Annotated in this window: 19 protein-coding genes; all 19 read right to left on the reverse strand. The window is 39.7% G+C overall.

All coding sequences use genetic code 11. The features are described 5' to 3' along the window. Positions 1–198 precede the first annotated feature (198 nt). The 19 genes from KCX82_RS10585 to KCX82_RS10675 all read right to left on the reverse strand — a co-directional run bounded on the left by KCX82_RS10585 (position 199) and on the right by KCX82_RS10675 (position 18,032). Complete coding sequence (locus KCX82_RS10585) at positions 199–579, reverse strand: RidA family protein (RefSeq protein ID WP_227018436.1); 381 nt, start codon at positions 577–579, stop codon at positions 199–201. 114 nt (positions 580–693) lie between these two features. Further along, positions 694–1,620, reverse strand: coding sequence for a DMT family transporter (locus KCX82_RS10590; protein WP_227018437.1), 927 nt, complete (start codon positions 1,618–1,620; stop codon positions 694–696). 24 nt (positions 1,621–1,644) lie between these two features. Continuing rightward, positions 1,645–3,057: a Sapep family Mn(2+)-dependent dipeptidase gene (locus KCX82_RS10595; RefSeq protein ID WP_227018438.1), complete on the reverse strand. Its 1,413-nt coding sequence runs from the start codon at positions 3,055–3,057 to the stop codon at positions 1,645–1,647. Between the two features lie 76 nt (positions 3,058–3,133). After that, complete coding sequence (locus KCX82_RS10600) at positions 3,134–4,513, reverse strand: Na+/H+ antiporter NhaC family protein (RefSeq protein ID WP_227018439.1); 1,380 nt, start codon at positions 4,511–4,513, stop codon at positions 3,134–3,136. Positions 4,514–4,582: 69 nt separating this feature from the next. Beyond that, a complete protein-coding gene (locus KCX82_RS10605) occupies positions 4,583–5,995 on the reverse strand; it encodes an amidohydrolase family protein (RefSeq protein ID WP_227018440.1) in 1,413 nt (470 codons plus the stop codon). Positions 5,996–6,105: 110 nt separating this feature from the next. Further along, positions 6,106–7,413 carry an L-cysteine desulfidase family protein gene (locus KCX82_RS10610; protein WP_227018441.1) on the reverse strand — a complete coding sequence of 436 codons (1,308 nt, stop codon included), beginning with the start codon at positions 7,411–7,413 and terminating at the stop codon, positions 6,106–6,108. A 178-nt stretch (positions 7,414–7,591) separates the two neighbouring features. Then, positions 7,592–8,626, reverse strand: coding sequence for a MerR family transcriptional regulator (locus KCX82_RS10615; protein WP_227018442.1), 1,035 nt, complete (start codon positions 8,624–8,626; stop codon positions 7,592–7,594). Position 8,627: 1 nt separating this feature from the next. Beyond that, positions 8,628–8,900: a GIY-YIG nuclease family protein gene (locus tag KCX82_RS10620; RefSeq protein ID WP_227018443.1), complete on the reverse strand. Its 273-nt coding sequence runs from the start codon at positions 8,898–8,900 to the stop codon at positions 8,628–8,630. Next, a complete protein-coding gene (locus KCX82_RS10625) occupies positions 8,890–9,426 on the reverse strand; it encodes a GNAT family N-acetyltransferase (RefSeq protein WP_227018444.1) in 537 nt (178 codons plus the stop codon). The genes KCX82_RS10620 and KCX82_RS10625 overlap by 11 nt, the downstream gene beginning before the upstream one ends. Beyond that, complete coding sequence (locus KCX82_RS10630; RefSeq protein WP_227018445.1) at positions 9,426–9,923, reverse strand: GNAT family N-acetyltransferase; 498 nt, start codon at positions 9,921–9,923, stop codon at positions 9,426–9,428. The genes KCX82_RS10625 and KCX82_RS10630 overlap by 1 nt, the downstream gene beginning before the upstream one ends. Before the next feature lie 378 nt (positions 9,924–10,301). Continuing rightward, on the reverse strand, positions 10,302–12,269 hold the full coding sequence (locus KCX82_RS10635; RefSeq protein WP_227018446.1) for an LTA synthase family protein: 1,968 nt from the start codon (positions 12,267–12,269) through the stop codon (positions 10,302–10,304). A gap of 27 nt (positions 12,270–12,296) precedes the next feature. Beyond that, positions 12,297–13,172, reverse strand: coding sequence for a 16S rRNA (adenine(1518)-N(6)/adenine(1519)-N(6))-dimethyltransferase RsmA (gene rsmA / locus KCX82_RS10640; protein WP_227018447.1), 876 nt, complete (start codon positions 13,170–13,172; stop codon positions 12,297–12,299). Next, a complete protein-coding gene (gene rnmV / locus KCX82_RS10645) occupies positions 13,142–13,687 on the reverse strand; it encodes a ribonuclease M5 (protein WP_227018448.1) in 546 nt (181 codons plus the stop codon). Before rnmV ends, rsmA begins: the two co-directional genes overlap by 31 nt. A gap of 9 nt (positions 13,688–13,696) precedes the next feature. Then, a complete protein-coding gene (locus KCX82_RS10650) occupies positions 13,697–14,161 on the reverse strand; it encodes an FtsB family cell division protein (protein ID WP_227018449.1) in 465 nt (154 codons plus the stop codon). A 66-nt stretch (positions 14,162–14,227) separates the two neighbouring features. Next, entirely contained in the window at positions 14,228–14,530 is a 303-nt protein-coding gene (yabQ, locus tag KCX82_RS10655; RefSeq protein ID WP_227018450.1) for a spore cortex biosynthesis protein YabQ, read from the reverse strand. Then, positions 14,527–14,790 carry a sporulation protein YabP gene (yabP, locus tag KCX82_RS10660; RefSeq protein ID WP_227018451.1) on the reverse strand — a complete coding sequence of 88 codons (264 nt, stop codon included), beginning with the start codon at positions 14,788–14,790 and terminating at the stop codon, positions 14,527–14,529. The genes yabQ and yabP overlap by 4 nt, the downstream gene beginning before the upstream one ends. Positions 14,791–14,835: 45 nt before the next feature. Continuing rightward, positions 14,836–16,662: a sensor histidine kinase gene (locus KCX82_RS10665; RefSeq protein WP_227018452.1), complete on the reverse strand. Its 1,827-nt coding sequence runs from the start codon at positions 16,660–16,662 to the stop codon at positions 14,836–14,838. A gap of 4 nt (positions 16,663–16,666) precedes the next feature. Beyond that, entirely contained in the window at positions 16,667–17,365 is a 699-nt protein-coding gene (locus KCX82_RS10670) for a response regulator (protein ID WP_227018453.1), read from the reverse strand. A gap of 205 nt (positions 17,366–17,570) precedes the next feature. After that, positions 17,571–18,032 (reverse strand): hypothetical protein, encoded by a 462-nt coding sequence (locus KCX82_RS10675; RefSeq protein ID WP_227018454.1) that lies wholly within the window; start codon positions 18,030–18,032, stop codon positions 17,571–17,573. Positions 18,033–18,407 lie beyond the last annotated feature (375 nt).

An 18,407-nucleotide genomic window follows, 5' to 3' on the forward strand; every position in this document is an offset into this window, starting at 1 on the left:
ATTGGTAAGCAATTTATGATTCAATGGACGCTTCCTTGCAGCAACGCTGCATCTCAATGGTTAGCGTTCATTATATCATAAAAAAAATTTAATAAAAAGCCTTATAATAAACAAAGGGAACCATCTTAGATGGTCACCCTCACATTCATTATAGAGCCTAAACAAAGGGCTGTATTCCAGCCCCTGTTTATCTGAAAGCTATATATAGGCAATCGTCTCAATTTCTACAAGCACGTCCTTTGGAAGCCTTGCCACTTCTACCGCAGATCTGGACGGGTAGGATCCCTCTGTAAAATATTTCGCATAGACAGCATTCATTGCTGCAAAATCATTCATATTTTTAATAAACACTGTGGTCTTCAGCACTTTATCCATGGAAGTTCCCGCTGCTTCCAGTATCGCTTTTACATTTTTTAAAACCTGCTCGGTTTGCTCCTCAATGTTGGTGCCGACGATCTCTCCTGTTGCAGGATCAAGAGGAACCTGTCCTGATGTAAAAATCAGATTTCCAAAAATATTTCCCTGTGAATAGGGCCCTATAGCAGCCGGTGCAGCTGTAGTTGATACAATCTTTCGCATAAGTATATCCTCCCTGATTATTATAGTTTGTGTAATTCACTTGCTTACTCAACTTTACCAGAATATAAGTCAAATGCAAATGGGTTTTTCTTATTTTATGTTTTTCAAAAGGAATTAAACCTTCTCTGGCTTATTAATGATATAAATTCCAAAACAAACGGCAACCAATGCCAATATATTTTTTAACTCAAAAAAAGTTTCATTTAGTAATACAGCTGATAAAGTGACACCAAAAACAGGAATTAAAAAGTTATAAACGGTTATTTTTCCAATTTGATTATACTTTAGCAGTGCAGTCCATAATGTAAATGAAATGGCTGACAGAGATGAAAGATAAAGCAGCATTAGACTCCCTTCCAGGCTGAACGCAGATAAATGCCCGTTGCCTCCAATTCCCAAGAGAATCAGCATAACTCCGCCCAAAAGAAGCTGGTAACCGGTAATCATCATGGAATCACTCTTTTGTGCTGTATTTTTACTGAGTAACGCACCGGTACTAAATGATGCTGCCGCTAAAAGAATCATGCCTTCCCCAGAAAATGAGAGACTGCTGTCAAAGCAACCCCCTTTTACATTTATAAGAACAACTCCCAGAAAACCGGAGAGACATCCAAGTGTTTTGCGCAGTGTAAGCTTTTCATTTTGGTAGAATATATGGGCAAGTATAACCGCCATAAAGGCATTTATGCTATAGAGGATGGAGCTTTTGATTCCCGTAGTATTTGCGATTCCAATATAAAAAAATACGTATCCCAGAGTCGTCTGAATCATCCCTAGTATAAAAATTCCTTTTATATTGTTTTTGTCAGGCAATATCCATTTTTTTTGCTGATAAGCTGCAAATAAGATTACAAGAATGCCTGCCAGGGTAAATCGATATCCCGCAAACAGGATTTGATTGAAGGGATCCCCTTCTTGAATCTGAAAAAGTCTGTATCCTATTTTAACACAAGGAAATGCACTTCCCCATAAAAATGTTGTAAATACTGCCAATAGCATTACATTCTTTGGCTTTTGAAAGAAAACTATTTTTTTATCCATGATGCTTATCTGTAACCTTTTCTGCTATTTCGCCAATTGATACAAAGCTTCCGCATATATTTTACTTAAGAGAAATAATCTTTCACAAGATATATGTTCATTTTGTTTATGAAAACATAACTCTTCTCCTTCTATTGAAGGGCCGAAAGGAACGAAGTTCTCCAATATTCTGGCATAGGATCCCCCTCCGTGTGCCTTGGGTTTTGTTTCTTTATCACCTGTAAATTCCTGATATATGCCTGTCAAAAGCCGAATCATCGGATGCTCGGGCTCCATGTAAAACGGAGGAGAATAATTCAGAAGCTCATATGACATCTGATTTTCATTTGCTTTAGCCGAAAGTTTTGACTCCAAATCTTCTTTATGAAATGTCACAGGACACCTTATGTTCATTTTCAGATGTAAAGTTTCATCTTGAAAAGAAATAATACCAATATTATTGGTTAAATCACCTGTATGATCCGAATAGTTAACACCCAGGCCGGTACCGTCATAGTCATTTGCAACCAGATCAGCAAGACTATGAATCGTATTAAACAGATCATAAGGCAGGAAATTTATTTTGGTTAAAAGCTGTAGTAGAATTGCAATTGCGTTTATGCCAATTTCCGGCGTAGATGCATGGGCAGCCTTGCCTTTCACAATAATCGTCAGTATGTTTTTCTCTTCTTCTATCGTAACCCTGTCTGCAAAAGGAAAAGCATCAATCGCTGATTTTATTTTTGCAGAATCTTTGTGGTCGCAAAAAAAGGAAGCTCGGGCTTTCATCGGTACAATATTCAGCGCCTCACCGCCGCTGATGTCTACAAGCCGGGGTAATCTGTCAGAGTCTATACCGCTGCTGCTCTCAAGCTTTTTTGTAAATTGGTAGTTATAAAAACCTTTTTCCGCATAGGCTACCGGAAACCACGAATCCGGAACAATCCCGCAGCCTGGTACTCTGCCGTTCTTTTTATAATGCTCAATACATGGAAACCTGCCGCCTTCTTCATTGGTCCCTATAATATGCTTTATTTTTTTGCTGATAGTTTCTCCGCTTTCTTTAATTGCGAGGCATGCATAAAAAGAAGCAACCAAGGGTCCTTTATCATCAACCGCCCCTCTGCCGTAGATCTTTCCATCAACCAGTTCGCCTCCATATGGGCCAAAGGACCAGCCGCTTCCTTCCGGAACCACATCTAAATGGGATACCACACCGACTGATTCTTCGCCCTCTCCCAAATTCAATTCGCAGGCATAATGATCAAAAGAATTGCATTCAAAACCTTTTGCTTTTCCCAATTCCATGATAAAGTCCAGAGATTCCCGAATCCCTTCTCCAAACGGCGAACTGGGAGAACCCTCTTCAACGACGGACTTTATTCTTATTAGTTTTTGCAACGTTTCTACCATTTCGTTTTGATAGGAATCTAAGATTTTCTGGATTTTATTATTCATTTTATACCTCATCTTGTTCTCCCTAAATGGGGGATAAAAAGGGTGCAATCATTTGAATTGCACCCCCAAACCTTTTTTAAACTGTAAAGCCGGCAATAACAAAGCAGATAATGGTTAAGATATAGCTGATTATCGCATACGGCAGCGTCGCCAGCATTTGATAGAAAGGTTTTATATCTATCGCTCTGGAAGTGATCATGATAGCATCCCCGCAGACGTAGGTAGTGCTTCCTGCTGCTGCTGCGCAAACCAACGCCGCACATGGTAGCAGCGGGTTGACATTCAATGCATTTGCAAGAGGTACTACAATGGGCATGAAGATCATGGACATATCCCAGAAGCCGCCTCCGAAATAAGAATACACCGCACAGAACGCGAAAACAATCGCAGGTAATAATGCACCGTGCAGATAAGGTGTCAACGTAGCTACAACAAAATCGGACATTCCTGTGGCACTGTTAATTTCAACCAGCGTTAAGGCTATCGTAATAATTGCGCTGATCATAACCATACTCAGTACGCCCTGATAAGCGTTATCAAACAGTTCTGTAATCTTTATCTTTTTCTGCGCCAGCATCAAAATAGCAGTAGCAGCAATTCCAGCCATACAGCCGATCAAAACATTGGTTCCTGCAATGATGGTAACAGCGACTAGGATTGCGAGGGGCACCAAGAAATTCCATGGTTTTGCATTACTATCAAAGCCTTCAATAGAGGAGAAATCCGGAGCTGTAATTTCGTTGCCATCCAAATTAACATCCATTGGGCATACGACTCCCGTTTCCTGGGCAATCTGATTATGTTTCTTAGTAATTCCTATCATTGGTATCACACCAAGAATGACTAATACCAGAATGATAAGAGAGATCCAAGCGAAGAATAAATAAGGAATTGCAGCCAGATACGCTCCTGTTCCGGTTCCATTGACTGTGACTCCAAACTCTTCAAAGAGACCTCCGTAAAATACCGCCCACGTTGAAATCGGAATTAATATGCAAACTGGTGCAGCTGTTGAATTGATAACATAACCAAGAAATGTACGGGGGATTTTATGGCTATCTGCAACTTTTTTCATTGCCGTTGCAATGGCCATGTTGTTGAGGTAGTCATCAACAAATATTAACCACCCAAGCAAGTATGTAATCAATAACGCCTTCTTTTTTGTGTTGGCATATTTGCTGAGCCATGAAGCAAATTCCGTTACAGCTCCTGAGGAATCAAGTAAGGCAATGAGGATACCGAACAAAGCCAGTAATAAAATAAGATATCCCAATGTTCCGGCGGAGAAAGCGGCCTGCACCTTCTCCAGCCAGACCCCGGCAAAGCCCTTAATGCCCCCAAGTAAAAGAGAGCCGACTAATGACGCAACGGTTAATGAAAGCAACATCCTTTTGGTAGTAAAGATTAAAATAAATAGTACTGCTATCGGCAATAAAGTTAAGATGCCATATTCCATTTGTATTACCTCCTAATTCTTGATCATTAGGGTAATGATCGAAATAATAACGAAAATGAATAAATACTTTTACAGTTTCCAGATGCGGGCTTCTGAGGAAATCATTTTACCTGGTCTAGCATCAGCCATTACTTTTCCATCAGCTATCACAGGTGCACCATTTACGAAAACATATTCTATTCCGTCCGGTGCAGCCATTGGATCTCCTAAGCCCGGGAATGCAGCATTATCCTTCACAGTCTTCGGATCAAAAATAAGGATATCGGCATCGGCACCTTCCCCGATCCATCCCTTATTTTCCAAACCAAAAAATTGTGCAGGCATCCAGGTCGCTTTTTTGATAAATTCCATCATTGAAAGAACGTCCTGCTCTCTTACAAGTTCGGCTAAAATCTTAGGATAGGTTCCTGCACTTTGAGGATGACCCACTCCTGGAGCTAAGTTGGGGAAGCCGCCATCTGTAGAAATCATTGTATAAGGTTGTTTTAAAGTTAGAGCAACTTCATAAGGCTTTCCGACAAATGCCGTCACACTAGCATCCGGATCATCTCTTTTTAACTCATGGAAGGTTGATTCCGTGAGTCTCTGTCCGGCGTAAACGCCGGTTCCTGCTAAAATATCATGGTAAGTGCAGTCATAAATTTGCTGCCAGCCATCGCAAAAGACTTCGGAACCTATCGGACAGGCAAAATCACAGTATGCACCACTGTCAACCGCTATCTTATATCCTTGTCGATAAGCCTTTTCGATAATCGGAAGGGATTCGGCAAGCATTCCCTGCCCGCACTGGTATACATGATGAGAAATTAAAACTCTAGCCCCAGTGGTTTCCTGCAGTTTTATAATTTCTCTTGTCGCTGCCAAACTATTCCAACCCCCTGCCCTGGAGTGTATTGGCACAGGTTTGTCGTATTTTGCTGCTACCTTTGCAATGGCAACCATTTCTTCCCAGGATGTTTTGGGCGCATATTCCAGCCCTAGGGAAACTCCCATCGCACCCTCCAGCAGGTCTTGTTCCACCCATTCGGAAATCATAGCGATTTGCTTTTCGGAAGCTTCATCGTAAGGAGAAGGGATTCCTGCTTTTTCACGCAAGATCCATGATTCCGGCGTGAGCGCTCCGCAGTTGATTGGATACCCGGATTGATATAACTCTTTAAGAAACTTCTGTGTAGGATAAGGTCCAACCCCGCAGGATCCTATGATGATCGTGGTGACACCCATGTTTGCCATAACATGAGCACTGAATAACTGTCCGTCTGCATGGCTATGCGGGTCAACAAAACCCGGACAGACAATTTTCCCTGTGGCATCGATCACATGTTTTCCTTTCAGTTCCGCCCTGGTAATAACAGCTACTTTGTCTTTTTTTATTCCTACATTCGCTATCGTTCTGACTTCAGTCCTGGGATCAATTACGGTTCCATTGTTAATTACATAGTTATATTCGATCCTCAGAAACTCATTTTCCATTTGTGTCATTTTATGTAACCTCCTTTTGCCTATAGATACAATTAGTTTCGATCACCTCCCAAATTTTTAAAGTGAGTCATACTTTCTATCCTTTTATTTTTCGAACCACCTGCACTTTATTAATTATTTTGCCTTATTGATACATCCATATCTTCTTTTTTTAATATTATGTCTAAAATTACACGATCCATCTTGTGCATTCCATCTGTAGCTATTTTGATAAAATTATCTATGGTTTGCATTTCACCATTTCCCACAATGCCATCTGTACCCTGAATTCTGATGTTCTTCATAGCCATCAAAGCAGACATTACACCAGTATTCGTACAAGTAGCTACCTTTAAAGCGCATCCTGCTTTTGCTCCATCGCATAGCATACCGGTAATATCCCCCAGAGTGTTTTGTAAAGCAAACTCCATGTTCTCTTTTTTGCCATCTAATAGATAAACAACTCCGCAGCTTGTGCCAACACCTGCAATTACTGCTCCGCATACAGGGGAAAGTGTTCCCAGTTTTTCTTTGATATAGATGGTTACAAGACTGCTGATTGTAACGGCTCTTACCATTTTCTCATAGTCGGTGTTTAACTTCTTTGCGATGCTGATAACAGGAATGGTAGAAGCCAGCCCTTGATTTCCGCTTCCCGTATTGCTGATCACTGGAAAATCACACCCTGCCATTCTTGCATCGGTTGCAGCAGCTGTCCACATCATAGCGACATTGGCCAAATCCTCACTCATGATACCTGTTTCGACAAGGGCCTTAATATTCTTTCCGATAGCAACACCATAATCTTTAGAAAAACCTTCAGTTGCGATATGCATATTGGTTTTAATTGCCTGCTCAATGATATCCAGTTTACAAATCGGCGCAGTTTCCGCAAATTCTAAAATACTTTCAAGAGAGAGCATATCATATGATATTTCATTTTCTGCGACATGATTCTTGTGTTCTTTGCAAAAAATAATTTCACCGTTAACAATTATGGAAGTAATGTCCAGATAGTTGTCTTCCACCGTTACGAGCACTTCCGTATCTTTTGATTTCATGTTGATTTTCATGAAAAGTTTTTTTGCATTCTCTGAAACCGTTGTTTGAATCAATCCCTTTTCAATACAAGCTTCTGCTTGCTTTACATTTTCTTTCGTAATGTCAGAGAGCACCTCCAACCCCTTATCTGAGTCTCCTCCCAGTGCTCCTAATGCAAGAGCTAGTGCAACGCCGCACTTTCCTTCCGTCTTAGGAATGCAAACCGCCGCGGCATTTTTAATAATATTTGCCGATAGCTCTGCCGTAATTGATTGCAGCTCTCCCTTCGCATATTTTTTTGCATAAGCAGCAGCGAAAGCAACTCCTATTGGATCAGTACAGCCAAGAGCTGGTACTAATTCCTTATTTAAAATTTTTATAAATGCTTCATGTTTCATAATCCCACTCAATTTAACCTTTAGCCATTCCCGGCCTACCTTTTGCAATAACACTTAAATCCTACAAGATTATGCATAATACTCTTTAATAGCATTATAATCCCTGCCCTAAGGGCAGGGTCAACAGCAGAAAAGAGCTTTTTGCAAAATATTTGCAAAAAGCTCTGATATTGCCGGATTATTTCTGAATCATAAAGCCCCATACCTGGTTTTCAAAAGAAAGTGTTTTTATCTCATAGCCTAGATAGTGTATAAAAGGAGTGATATTCTCTTCTATCAAGTAAAACTCCGACCTTATCGTTTCCAGGACCTCATGTTTCCCCTGATCTGCAAGATTCTTTTCAATCCGCTCTTTTTCAGCTTCATTTCGATAGCTTTTGTCAAATATAATAATCATACCTTTTTCCTTGCATAAATCGATCATATTTCGTATCGCATTTCCTTGATGTTCGTAAGAGATATGATGCAAGGTGAAAGATGAAACTACAACATCATATGTATTCAATTTATTTTTATCTAAAGTAATGATATCTTCTAAAATAAATGTTGCCCAGGGTATATTTTTCTTGGCGGCAAAAATCATCTGCAGGCTATTATCAATTACCGTTAAATTAGTATCGCGGCGGAAATCCGACCATATATGGCATGTACCTCCTCCTACGTCCAGATAGCTTTTACCCGAAGGCATTTTAGCAATTAAATTTCTTAAAGCCATTATCGTATCAAAATATACTTGATCTTCTTTATGAAATCGATTTACATAATCAACTGCCATTTGATCAAAATTCCAACGGTTAATTATTTTATCATACAGCTTTGACTCATTGTCACTTTTAAAATTTGCAAAAAAAGAGTTGGCATTCATTTGGATTTGCTCTCTATCATTATTTAAAAACTTATTGATTGTGGCATTGAGTTTTTTTTTGATTTTAATTAATTCAGTGATCTTCGACTCTATTGCTTTTAATTGAAGATAAAAATGGTATAAATAATCATTTTCTGTTTTTTTAAAATCAAGAATGGATTTGATTTCTTTTAAAGAAAACCCTAATTCGCGTAATGTCACAATGATTTGTATCTGCAGGATATCGTCTATTGAGTAATTTCTATAATTATTTTCGCCCCGCTCAATACGGATAAGGTTTAAACTTTCATAAACTCTTAACATTTTAGGGGTGACAGATAATTGTTTGCAAACTTCTTTGGTGTTCATATTACGATAGAGTGCCGCCTTTCTTTGCTCTGCCGGAAATCAAATCCAGCTTTTGCTTCCTTGTAAGTTTTTTAATTTCTCTCTCCCTTTTTTGAGCCTCCAGCTTTGTGTCAAAAGCTTCACTGTAAACCAATCGGACAGGAAGTCTTCCTCTCGTATATTTCGCCCCCTGACCTTGATTATGAGCCATCATTCTTGCCTCCAGGTTGTTGGTCCAGCCGGTATATAAGGTATTATCTCCGCAGATTACAATATAAGCAAAATTAACAGACATGGTTCTCGAACTCTTCTTTTGTCATGGAATAGCAAGCCACATCCCGTATGGAACCATCATAGATCTTATAGGCCTTCCGCAAAATACCTTCGTATACGAAGCCGCATTTTTCAATGACTCTTCCTGATCGATGATTGTTCGGACTTCGATATACAGATACCAAGTCCAAGCTCATCTCATCAAATGCATATCGGATGACTGCTTTAGCCGCCTCTGTCATAAGACCTCTTCCCCAGTAATCCTCACCCATAGCGTATCCCAGTTCTCTGCAATTTACGTCCGGCCGCTTCTTATCTACCTCATATCCGATGGATCCGATTACTTTTCCGGTCTCTTTTAATACCATGGCCCAGCAATGATATTTATCCAAAAACAAATTTTGTATGATATCAAGCGATTCATCTTTGCTTTCGTGAGGCTTCCATCCCCCGTGAGGGCCTACATTTGGATTCTTTGCATAATCATAGAGATCATCAACGTCATCCAAAACCCATTCCCGCAGCAGCAATCTTTCTGTCTCAATCATTATATCGTCCTCCTGTACGCTTCGATTTTTTCACGGTTAAACCGATAAACCCGAAACCAGTCTATCTCTTCCGCTCCGATTTTCTTATAATACTCTTTGCCAGCTACATTGGTCTCCATACAGTACCAGTCCATCCTCGCGCAATCCTTTTCGAAGGCAACCCCTGCAAGCCAGGAGAAAATCTTACTCCCTATCCCCCTGCCGCGGAAAGGCTGCTGTATGTAAATATCATCAATATATAAAGTTTGTTTTCCGGTAAATGTAGAGAAGCTGTATGCCCATATTGCAAAGCCTATGGGAACTTGCTCCATCTCACAAATCAACGCCTCTGCTCCCTTTCTCTGAAAAAGCACCTCTTGAAGACCTTCTTCCGTACTTTGGATCTGATCAGCCGCTCCTTCAAACTCAGCAAGCTCCAGAATAAATTTAAGAATCGTGGGCACATCCTTTTCTGTTGCCGGTCTGATGGTAATTCCCCCTTCTTGATAGGAGTCCATTGGTTTCTCCCCTTTCCTGATAAAGTGTTTCTCAGTTATCGTATAGAACCTATTTTACCATTATACCATAAATCTCCATATTTTGGGGTTCTCAATAATTAGGGGCTGATGAACAAACCGGAAATTAAAAAAAGGTTTGTTCAGACCGGATGTAATCCGGCGAAAGCAGCCAAAAACAGAATGAAATGATTGCTTTTGGCTGCTTTTCAGCCCCTAATTATTGGCGAACTGAACCGAAGGTGAATAAGAGACACAAAATGGTACCCCTGACAAAGCAGGGATACCATTTTTAAGTCCGAATATATATTTCTTTTTACTTTCAAATTACTTTCAAATCTCAAGCTGTATTTTTCTCGTACGATTGTGATTCTAATTTCTTTATTCTGTTGTGCTTAAAATTTCATTGTTCTTTTCAACCTGGCTTACCTTCATATTTACCACCTGATCGGGATCCACTTCCTCCAGCAGACCTAAAATGGTCGGGCCTAGGAAGATGGTATCAAGAACCTTATCATCAATGGAAATTTTACTGAATGGAGTGAAGTTTTGTCCTTTTATATAGTACTTGCTTCCAATTTCCACAACTTTTTCAACTTTGATGTCCTTAACGCCCATTTTTAAATCAGTGGAAGCAAAAGGATTGGTTTCACCAAAAATGTAATTGTTGCCGTAAAGCATATCATACTGCAGTGCTTTCAAGTTGGTCAGATAATTTGGATCTTCCTTGTGATTCTGGTGATACTTTGTAAGAACACCATCATGGATGCCTAGTCTTGAGAGTACCTCAGCGCTCAACTGATAGGAAAATAAATCCTTATCCTCTTTCTTCATGCCAAAATTATCCCAAATGACGTACTGCGTCTGGTAGACCGTATTATTGACCAAATCAGAGGACATTAAATTCAAGCTTGGCAGATGGTCGCCGTACATGACCAGTACGGTATCTTCATCAAAATCTTCCAGGGCATCGGTCAACTCTCCGATAAAGATATCCATTTCATGCACCTGTTGCAGATAATATTGAAATGCATTGGCATCAATACCTTCTCTTAGCCCTGTTGCAATAACATCGGGGTTTTCCAGTACCTTTCCAGTCGGGTACTGGCCATGTCCCTGAACAGAAATGGTATATACAAAATCACGGTTTTCCGTGGATTGTAAAGCAGAAAGAATTTCACCTGTCAGAACCCCGTCCTTTGCCCAGTTTTTCGGTGTCTTGATTACATTATTCATATACTCCAAGGAGGTAAAGGTATCAAATCCAAGATTGGAAAAAACCTTATTTCTTCCGTAAAAGGCTCCTCGGTGGTTGTGTATGGCATGAGTTGAATAACCAAGCCTCTTCAAGTCATAACCTATGGTTTCACAGCTTTCATCTCTCAAAACGGATTTATAGGGATATTCACCAGGCCCGAAAAATCTGACCCGCATTCCGGACAGCACTTCAAATTCCGTATTCGCCGTACCTGCACCCAGTACCGGCACCGTAAGGTAGCCCGTTGAGTAGTTTTCCTTTAATTTTTCGAAGTTTGGTACCGGCTCCTCCGAATAGGTTACTTCCTTTAATTGAGTTGGATCAAAAAATGATTCCAACTGCAGCATTAACACGTTGGGTGTTTTCTTATCACCTGAAGTTGAGGTAGGCACGCTGGTCAAATCCGCCAGCTCTTCCGGTGTGAAAATACTGAGGATTTCTTTATTGGAGTATCCTCTTGGTGCAGAGATTCCGGTATTCAACCAGGTATTTATAAAGCAGTAAGGGAATCCATAATCGTTATAGGCGTAATTCAAATTGTCAAAGTAGGTAGATACCCAATTTCTGCTGATTGCCAAATTTGTTATGCCTACCATGGAGACTGCCAGAACGATCAAGCCAAGCAAGCTTTTCTTATAGCTTATCTTCTGTTTATGTTTCGGCATAAATATAAATACCAGTACCAACGCAATAATAATGATCACTGCCGCTGCTCCGGCGAGAATCATTTGTGTTGTGGTTAAGTAATTGGGTATGATTGACATGACGGATTCCAGAAGCGTTAAGTCGGTAACGGTAAAAGGCGTCGTTCGGAATCCCAATATCACACCATTTGTAATACCAATCGCCAGCCAGAAAATGGACACCATGATATAGACAAAGATACGTCTCTTCACTATAAATGCAATAGAAAGGGTAGCAAAGATGATGAATGCATTATAGAAGAAGGTCATGGGTGAATCCAATAAAAAATCAAGACCCAAAAGGGCTGATCTTCTGCTCACCGACTCAATGATAAAATTAATTAAGAATGCTAACAATACGCACAATGATATGGAATTGTGCAGATATTTTTCAAAAAAAGATTTCATTTTTATTTCGTTTTTTCCTCCAGTAAGTTAAGTGCTTGGAAAGATTGTATTTGCAAGCTCGGCAAATTCCTCTATCCGTAATGTTTCGGCCCTTCTGGAAGGGTCAATTCCCGTAGTATTCAGGATTGCCAGAATTTCTTCTTTAGACAAACCATAAACTCCTGTCAGGGAGTTTAGTAATGTTTTTCTTCGCTGTCCAAAGCCAGCTTTTATAACGGCGAAAAAAGCCTCTTCATTGTGCAGCAATACAGGCTTTTCTTTTCTGATATCCAATCTGATTACCGTCGAATCCACCTTGGGCTGTGGAATAAAGATTTCCTTTGGTGCACTGGCCACATGAGAAACCGTACAATAATACTGCACTGCAACGGATAATGCTCCGTATGCCTTGGTTCCCGGCTGGGCCTTGATCCGGTCCGCTACTTCTTTTTGCAGCATAATGGTAATACTGTCCGCTTTCACTCCATCCTCAAGGATCTTCATGATAATCGGAGTGGTGATATAGTAGGGAAGATTTCCAATTATTTTAACCCCTTCAATTTTTTGACCATTGATTTCATGATTTTGTTCCATAATTTCATGAAGATTCGTTTTCATAATATCTTGGTTGACGATGGTTATGTTATCATATTCGTGCAGTGTCTCTTTCAGAATAGGGATCAGATTATGATCAATTTCAATGGAAACGACCTTTCCTGCCGCCTCTGCGGCAGCAGCTGTAAGTACGCCGATTCCCGGTCCGATTTCAATAACCAGATCCTTTTTTGATATGAAAGATTGTTCTATGATTTTGTCAATTATATTTTTATCGGTAAGAAAGTTCTGCCCTAAGCTTTTTGACAATTTAAACCCATACCTGTTCTTGATGTCCCTTATTGTTGTTGGTGCATATAGCTTGTCCATGCCTCATTAAACTCCTGTCTTGTAATCCCATATTGGTTCAGCCGGTTTAAAAAAACCTTACTGTTTCCGTACCCGATCCCCAGTGCCTTGCCAAGCTTGTCCCTTCTCTCTGCAGCGCCGGGAGCGCCCGCCAGGCCATATTCTATCATATCCTCATTATTGAATTCCGTATGCGTTGTATGCGTGGAAAATCTTGCCTTTTTTAAAGCCTCCCTGATATGCTCCGGGCAGGCATTTTCAATTCCTACATCTCCATCCTTGGAAGCTTCATCCCTTGGAAGGTAGGCGTGCTTGCAGTCCGGAAACTGTTCGGCCAGACGCTTACGAATTTTCTCTCCTGCAAAGTCCGGGTCGGTAAAAATGATGATGCCCCGCTCCTGATAAGCCTTTCTGATTAAATCAAAGGTCTCCTTCCGAATTCCGAATCCATGTGTTGCAATGGTTTCAGCTTCTACCGCAGCTTTCACTGCCGCCTCATCATCTCTTCCTTCTACTACAATGATCTCTTTAATCAAAACTGCCCCCTACTCCGGAACGATACCCTGAGATGTTGTCTTCTTCGTTTTATCGGGAAGCACATACAAGATTTCTCCGGGTTTTACCATTCTAAGCTGCTGCCTTGCTTGCTGTTCAATATATTCCGGACTGTTGATCTGTGATAATTCTGTTTCTAATCTTTCTTTTTGCTTCAACAATGCCTGCTGCTCTTCCAAGGCTTTTGCTTCATTTATTTTTAACGTAACAATATTAATAGCCGAAGCACTGATCAGCCCGATTATTACAAGGAATACGGCAAAATAGATCATTCTGCGCCTTGCCTTCTTCCCTGCCTGCCTTTCTGTTACTACGGCTTTGGTTTTTTTTACCTTGTTCTTTTTTTCTATGGCCGCTTCTCTTTTAAGTTTTCTTCCTTTACGGGCTTCTTCTATGTCAATGACCTGGCTACTATTTTTGTATACTTTACTTCGCCTTTTTTTCCTCTTAAACATAAAACCCCTCTGCTCTGCTTATCCCGAACATTTGTATAGGTGGCCCGGAAACTCTAGTCTTAAGGATCACCTGGGGTTCATTATACCACAAAAGAACTTTTTCCACAAGACAGCCCCGATTCCAAAAGCGATGGCGGCATGAACGCTGATTCTGCCAAAGCTGCAATAGTAGAGGAAAGAGGAGGTTAGGATACTCGCAAATAACCAAAACAGTATATCTTGAATAAAGGATATACTGTTTCTTGGTTTTAACTTATTTTTTATCATAAGGAAAAGATCATGGAAAAGCATTACCGTCATTCCGGCGCAAAGCATGATGACAAACTCAAATGACTGATCAAGGATAAGTTGATTGATGGCAATTTTCATTTTAATATTTTCTTCAGGAACCCTTTTTCCTGTTTATCCTTTTTTTCTGTATAAACGGCAGAGCTGATTGCACCGGTTATGGTTACCCTTCCTTCTTCCAAATCCAGTTTCTGTATATGCAGTACTTCTCCTCTGATAATTAGCCCGCCAGTTTTCAGAATCAACAGGATACTTTCTTCATTGAAGCTTTCAACGTCCACCACTTCGGTAACGGAGATTCGCTCCCTGTTATCAATATTTACAATGTGTCCGCTATCCATAAAAAAACACCCCTTTTTAATATATTAAAGGCAGGGTGCTTTTATTCATTCTATATTCTGTCTTCCTCTGATAGGAGCCAGCGGCAGACTGATTGTTACCTTGGTGCCTTTTCCTTCCTTGCTTTCAAGTTCTATGTTCCCGTTATGGTCTTCTACAATTTGCTTTGATATGGAAAGTCCAAGTCCCGTTCCTCCCATCGCTCTGGACCTTGCCCGATCCACTCGGAAGAACCGCTCGAAAACCCTGGACAACTCCTTTTCCGGAATTCCGATTCCATTATCAGCGATGATAATCCTTGCATATTTCCCGACTCGGAAAGCATCGATATCAATTCGGCCTCCTTCCTGGGTATATTTGATGGCATTGCTTAAAATGTTCAGGAGCACCTGTTCAATGCCGTCCTTGTCAATGACTACCATGATTCTTTGTGAGTCATCGAAAATGCAGTTCAGGTGTTGGTTCTTGTTTTTCGCCGTCAATTCTACTTTTGTCACGGCCGATTTCAGCAAGCTGATAAGGTTGCTGTCTTTTTTATACCATTTCTCCTGTTTATAGTCGAGTCTGGAGAGCTGCAGTAAATCCTTCACCAGACGGTTCATTCGATCCGCTTCCGCATCTACGATGCTGAGAAAATTCCTTGTAAGCTCTTTATCCTCCACATCTCCGCTAAGCAGCGTTTCCGTATAGCTCTTTATTGTAGTAAGCGGGGTTTTCAACTCATGAGATACATTTGCTACAAAGTCCATCTGCATGTTTTCCAGTTTTTGACGTTCTGTGATATCCTGAAGAATCATGATGATTCCGATATCTTGTCCACTCTCATCCTTAAATCGATCATATCTTACGGCGAAGGTAGAGCCTCTGTAAAAAAAGATGTCTTCCGCGCCGCCATCCTTGCTGTTTTCTCTCAGCTTCTCCAGCTGCAGTTCTTCATTGTATCCTTTGATAATATCATCGTAACGTCTCTTTTCCATATCTTCATCGGATATGCCGAGCATTTGCATCGCTGCCGGATTTGCATGAATAATATGTCCCGAAAGATCAACGGCAATGAGTCCGTCCGCCATATAACGGAGGATGGTCTCCAACTTGCTTTTTTCGCTGGAGATCTCGGAAAGGGTCAAGTCCAGCTGCTTTCTCAGCAGGTTGAACATCTCTGCAAGACGTCCGATTTCATCGTCTGATTTTACACTGACTTCCTGGGTAAAGTCTCCCTGTGCCATTCTTTCTGCCTTTTCCGTTACATCGTTAATGGGAACGGTAATACTTCTGGCAATAAAAAATCCCAGCACAACGGTAATTACAAGAGCAATCGCCATAGCTCTTACAAAAATAACCTTTGACTGGTCAATAGTATCGTATACGCTGGACATATCTTCCCTCAAATAGAGAACTCCTTTGATATCGTCGTCCTCACCAATGGGAAACACCATATTTTTAACCGGGATATTTTTATTATTTGTTATAATTCCGTCAGCTTCTGCCTTTTCCCCATTAAGGCCTCTGAGGATCAGGGTTTGATTCAATGAAGTAACCGCGCCTTTCATCACGAGGCTCTCATTGTTAGACGCAATAATGGTAAAATCACTATCTACAACAAAGATTTCCTGAAGAACTCCGCCGTACCAGCTTTGTACATTCGTTTGAATTTCTTCCTGATGGCTTTTGAGATCGTCATATTCGTTCAGGGAGGAAAGCAGCGTGCTTTCATGTACCATTTTTGTAATATTACTTGTGATAGAATCCTTATAATAAGACTCCAGCTGGTTCATAATGAATACGCCGATAATGGTTGTGGCAATAAAAACCAGCAGAAAATAGATGAATACAATTTTCCACCTGATACTTGACCATCTCTTTTTCCCAAACATTCCCCTACGGCCTCCTGAAGTAATATCCTATTCCTCTTTTCGTCATGATATACTTAGGCTCACTTGAATCGTCTTCCAGTTTTTCCCTGAGTCTCCGCACCGTAACGTCAACGGTTCGAATATCTCCATAATATTCATATCCCCAGACCTCTTCAAGGAGCTGTTCTCTTGAAAACACTTTGTTTTCTCTTTCTGCCAGGTATTTTAAAAGCTCAAACTCCCTGAGGGTGAGCTCGAGAGCGTTTCCGTTTTTTCTTACTTCATAACGATTCAGATCAATGGCAAGACTTCCAAAATCCTGTACATTGGAAGGCTGATCCTGAAGGCTAGCCACTAGATCTGTCCTTCTGATATTCGCTTTGATCCTTGCAATTAACTCTCTCATACCAAATGGCTTTGTTATGTAGTCATCTGCACCAAGCTCAAGCCCCAGCACCTTATCCACTTCTTCTTCCTTGGCGGTTAACATTAAAATAGGTACCGTACTCGATTCTCTTATCTTTTTGCATACATGAAAGCCGTCCATAATGGGAAGCATGACATCAAGCAAAATCAGATCAGGTTTAACGGCAAGAGCCTTTTCCAAACCAACCTGACCGTCATATGCAGTTTCTACTTCAAATCCTTCTTTATTTAGATTGAACTTTATTATATCTGAAATGGATTTTTCATCTTCGATAATTAATACTTTTTTAGAGTCCATAAGAATATCCTCCTTATCATAAAAACAGTACCTCGCCATTATATCAAAAAAAATGCATTTCGTCAAAAATCCATTTTTTTCTGATTTTTGCATTGGTACTTTAACTTATTATAAGTTTTAAAATTGATATTACTCTGGAAATAATTATCAATACATATCATCATTTTACTTTCTAGTATGCTATTAAAATACTGCCTGAAATATTCTAATTTTTATGCCATAAAAGTTCCTTTTCATCATGATATTTTATGTAGATTTGATTGATATCATATACTTCTTTTATCTTTATATCAACTATGCCAAGGGCATGTATCCGGAATAATGCTTTACGAAAAAAATTATATTTATAAATAGTTAGTATCAAAGAATCTCCTTCAATTTCATACTTATAATTATAATATGAGTCCCAATCAGATCGAAAAATCCCATGTATGATTACTTCATTGTTTACAATCCGAGATTCATCGAAGTAAACTTCTTGTATGTTTACTTGGGGATTGATATAAAAAAATAAATATATAATTATCCCTAGAAATATAAATATAGTTATCATAATAAATTTAACAGTATAATTTTTTCTTTGCTTTTCTCTAGACATCAAAAAAATAGCCAATCCCATAACAATAAAGCAAATAACTAAGACAAACAAAATAACAAAATTTATCATATTCTTTATCTTCCTTTGTTGAGTACTTATATATTTAAAAACTTTTAACATTATTAGAAATTTAAAAGAAAAGCCCAATTATAATATTGAGCTTTTTCTAGTTTAAACTTATATTTAGTCAAAAGCAATTGGATGATTAATTTATTATATGCTTACATCCCCACTCCCACATACAACTGCATCCTTTGTGAAGTATATTGTATTAAGATATGGAACAGATATATTATGAGAATATCCACTCACTTTCTTAATATTAGTAGCTAAAGTTTTTGGTGTAGAATAGTACCTGCACTTATTGTCGAACCCACTTTATTCCACATTGTAGAAGCAAAGAAAGCACAATTTTTCCATACAGGTGAATAGTCATCGTAATAT

The organism is Sinanaerobacter chloroacetimidivorans, assembly GCF_018128545.1.
Classification (GTDB): domain Bacteria; phylum Bacillota; class Clostridia; order Peptostreptococcales; family Anaerovoracaceae; genus Sinanaerobacter; species Sinanaerobacter chloroacetimidivorans.

Excerpts from the sequence above, each read along its gene's own strand:
- KCX82_RS10585 (WP_227018436.1), bottom strand. The coding sequence starts at position 579 with ATGCGAAAGATTGTATCAACTACAGCTGCACCGGCTGCTATAGGGCCC.
- KCX82_RS10590 (WP_227018437.1), bottom strand. The coding sequence starts at position 1,620 with ATGGATAAAAAAATAGTTTTCTTTCAAAAGCCAAAGAATGTAATGCTA.
- KCX82_RS10595 (WP_227018438.1), bottom strand. The coding sequence starts at position 3,057 with ATGAATAATAAAATCCAGAAAATCTTAGATTCCTATCAAAACGAAATG.
- KCX82_RS10600 (WP_227018439.1), bottom strand. The coding sequence starts at position 4,513 with ATGGAATATGGCATCTTAACTTTATTGCCGATAGCAGTACTATTTATT.
- KCX82_RS10605 (WP_227018440.1), bottom strand. The coding sequence starts at position 5,995 with ATGACACAAATGGAAAATGAGTTTCTGAGGATCGAATATAACTATGTA.
- KCX82_RS10610 (WP_227018441.1), bottom strand. The coding sequence starts at position 7,413 with ATGAAACATGAAGCATTTATAAAAATTTTAAATAAGGAATTAGTACCA.
- KCX82_RS10615 (WP_227018442.1), bottom strand. The coding sequence starts at position 8,626 with ATGAACACCAAAGAAGTTTGCAAACAATTATCTGTCACCCCTAAAATG.
- KCX82_RS10620 (WP_227018443.1), bottom strand. The coding sequence starts at position 8,900 with ATGTCTGTTAATTTTGCTTATATTGTAATCTGCGGAGATAATACCTTA.
- KCX82_RS10625 (WP_227018444.1), bottom strand. The coding sequence starts at position 9,426 with ATGATTGAGACAGAAAGATTGCTGCTGCGGGAATGGGTTTTGGATGAC.
- KCX82_RS10630 (WP_227018445.1), bottom strand. The coding sequence starts at position 9,923 with ATGGACTCCTATCAAGAAGGGGGAATTACCATCAGACCGGCAACAGAA.
- KCX82_RS10635 (WP_227018446.1), bottom strand. The coding sequence starts at position 12,269 with ATGAAATCTTTTTTTGAAAAATATCTGCACAATTCCATATCATTGTGC.
- rsmA (WP_227018447.1), bottom strand. The coding sequence starts at position 13,172 with ATGGACAAGCTATATGCACCAACAACAATAAGGGACATCAAGAACAGG.
- KCX82_RS10650 (WP_227018449.1), bottom strand. The coding sequence starts at position 14,161 with ATGTTTAAGAGGAAAAAAAGGCGAAGTAAAGTATACAAAAATAGTAGC.
- yabQ (WP_227018450.1), bottom strand. The coding sequence starts at position 14,530 with ATGAAAATTGCCATCAATCAACTTATCCTTGATCAGTCATTTGAGTTT.
- yabP (WP_227018451.1), bottom strand. The coding sequence starts at position 14,790 with ATGGATAGCGGACACATTGTAAATATTGATAACAGGGAGCGAATCTCC.
- KCX82_RS10665 (WP_227018452.1), bottom strand. The coding sequence starts at position 16,662 with ATGTTTGGGAAAAAGAGATGGTCAAGTATCAGGTGGAAAATTGTATTC.
- KCX82_RS10670 (WP_227018453.1), bottom strand. The coding sequence starts at position 17,365 with ATGGACTCTAAAAAAGTATTAATTATCGAAGATGAAAAATCCATTTCA.
- KCX82_RS10675 (WP_227018454.1), bottom strand. The coding sequence starts at position 18,032 with ATGATAAATTTTGTTATTTTGTTTGTCTTAGTTATTTGCTTTATTGTT.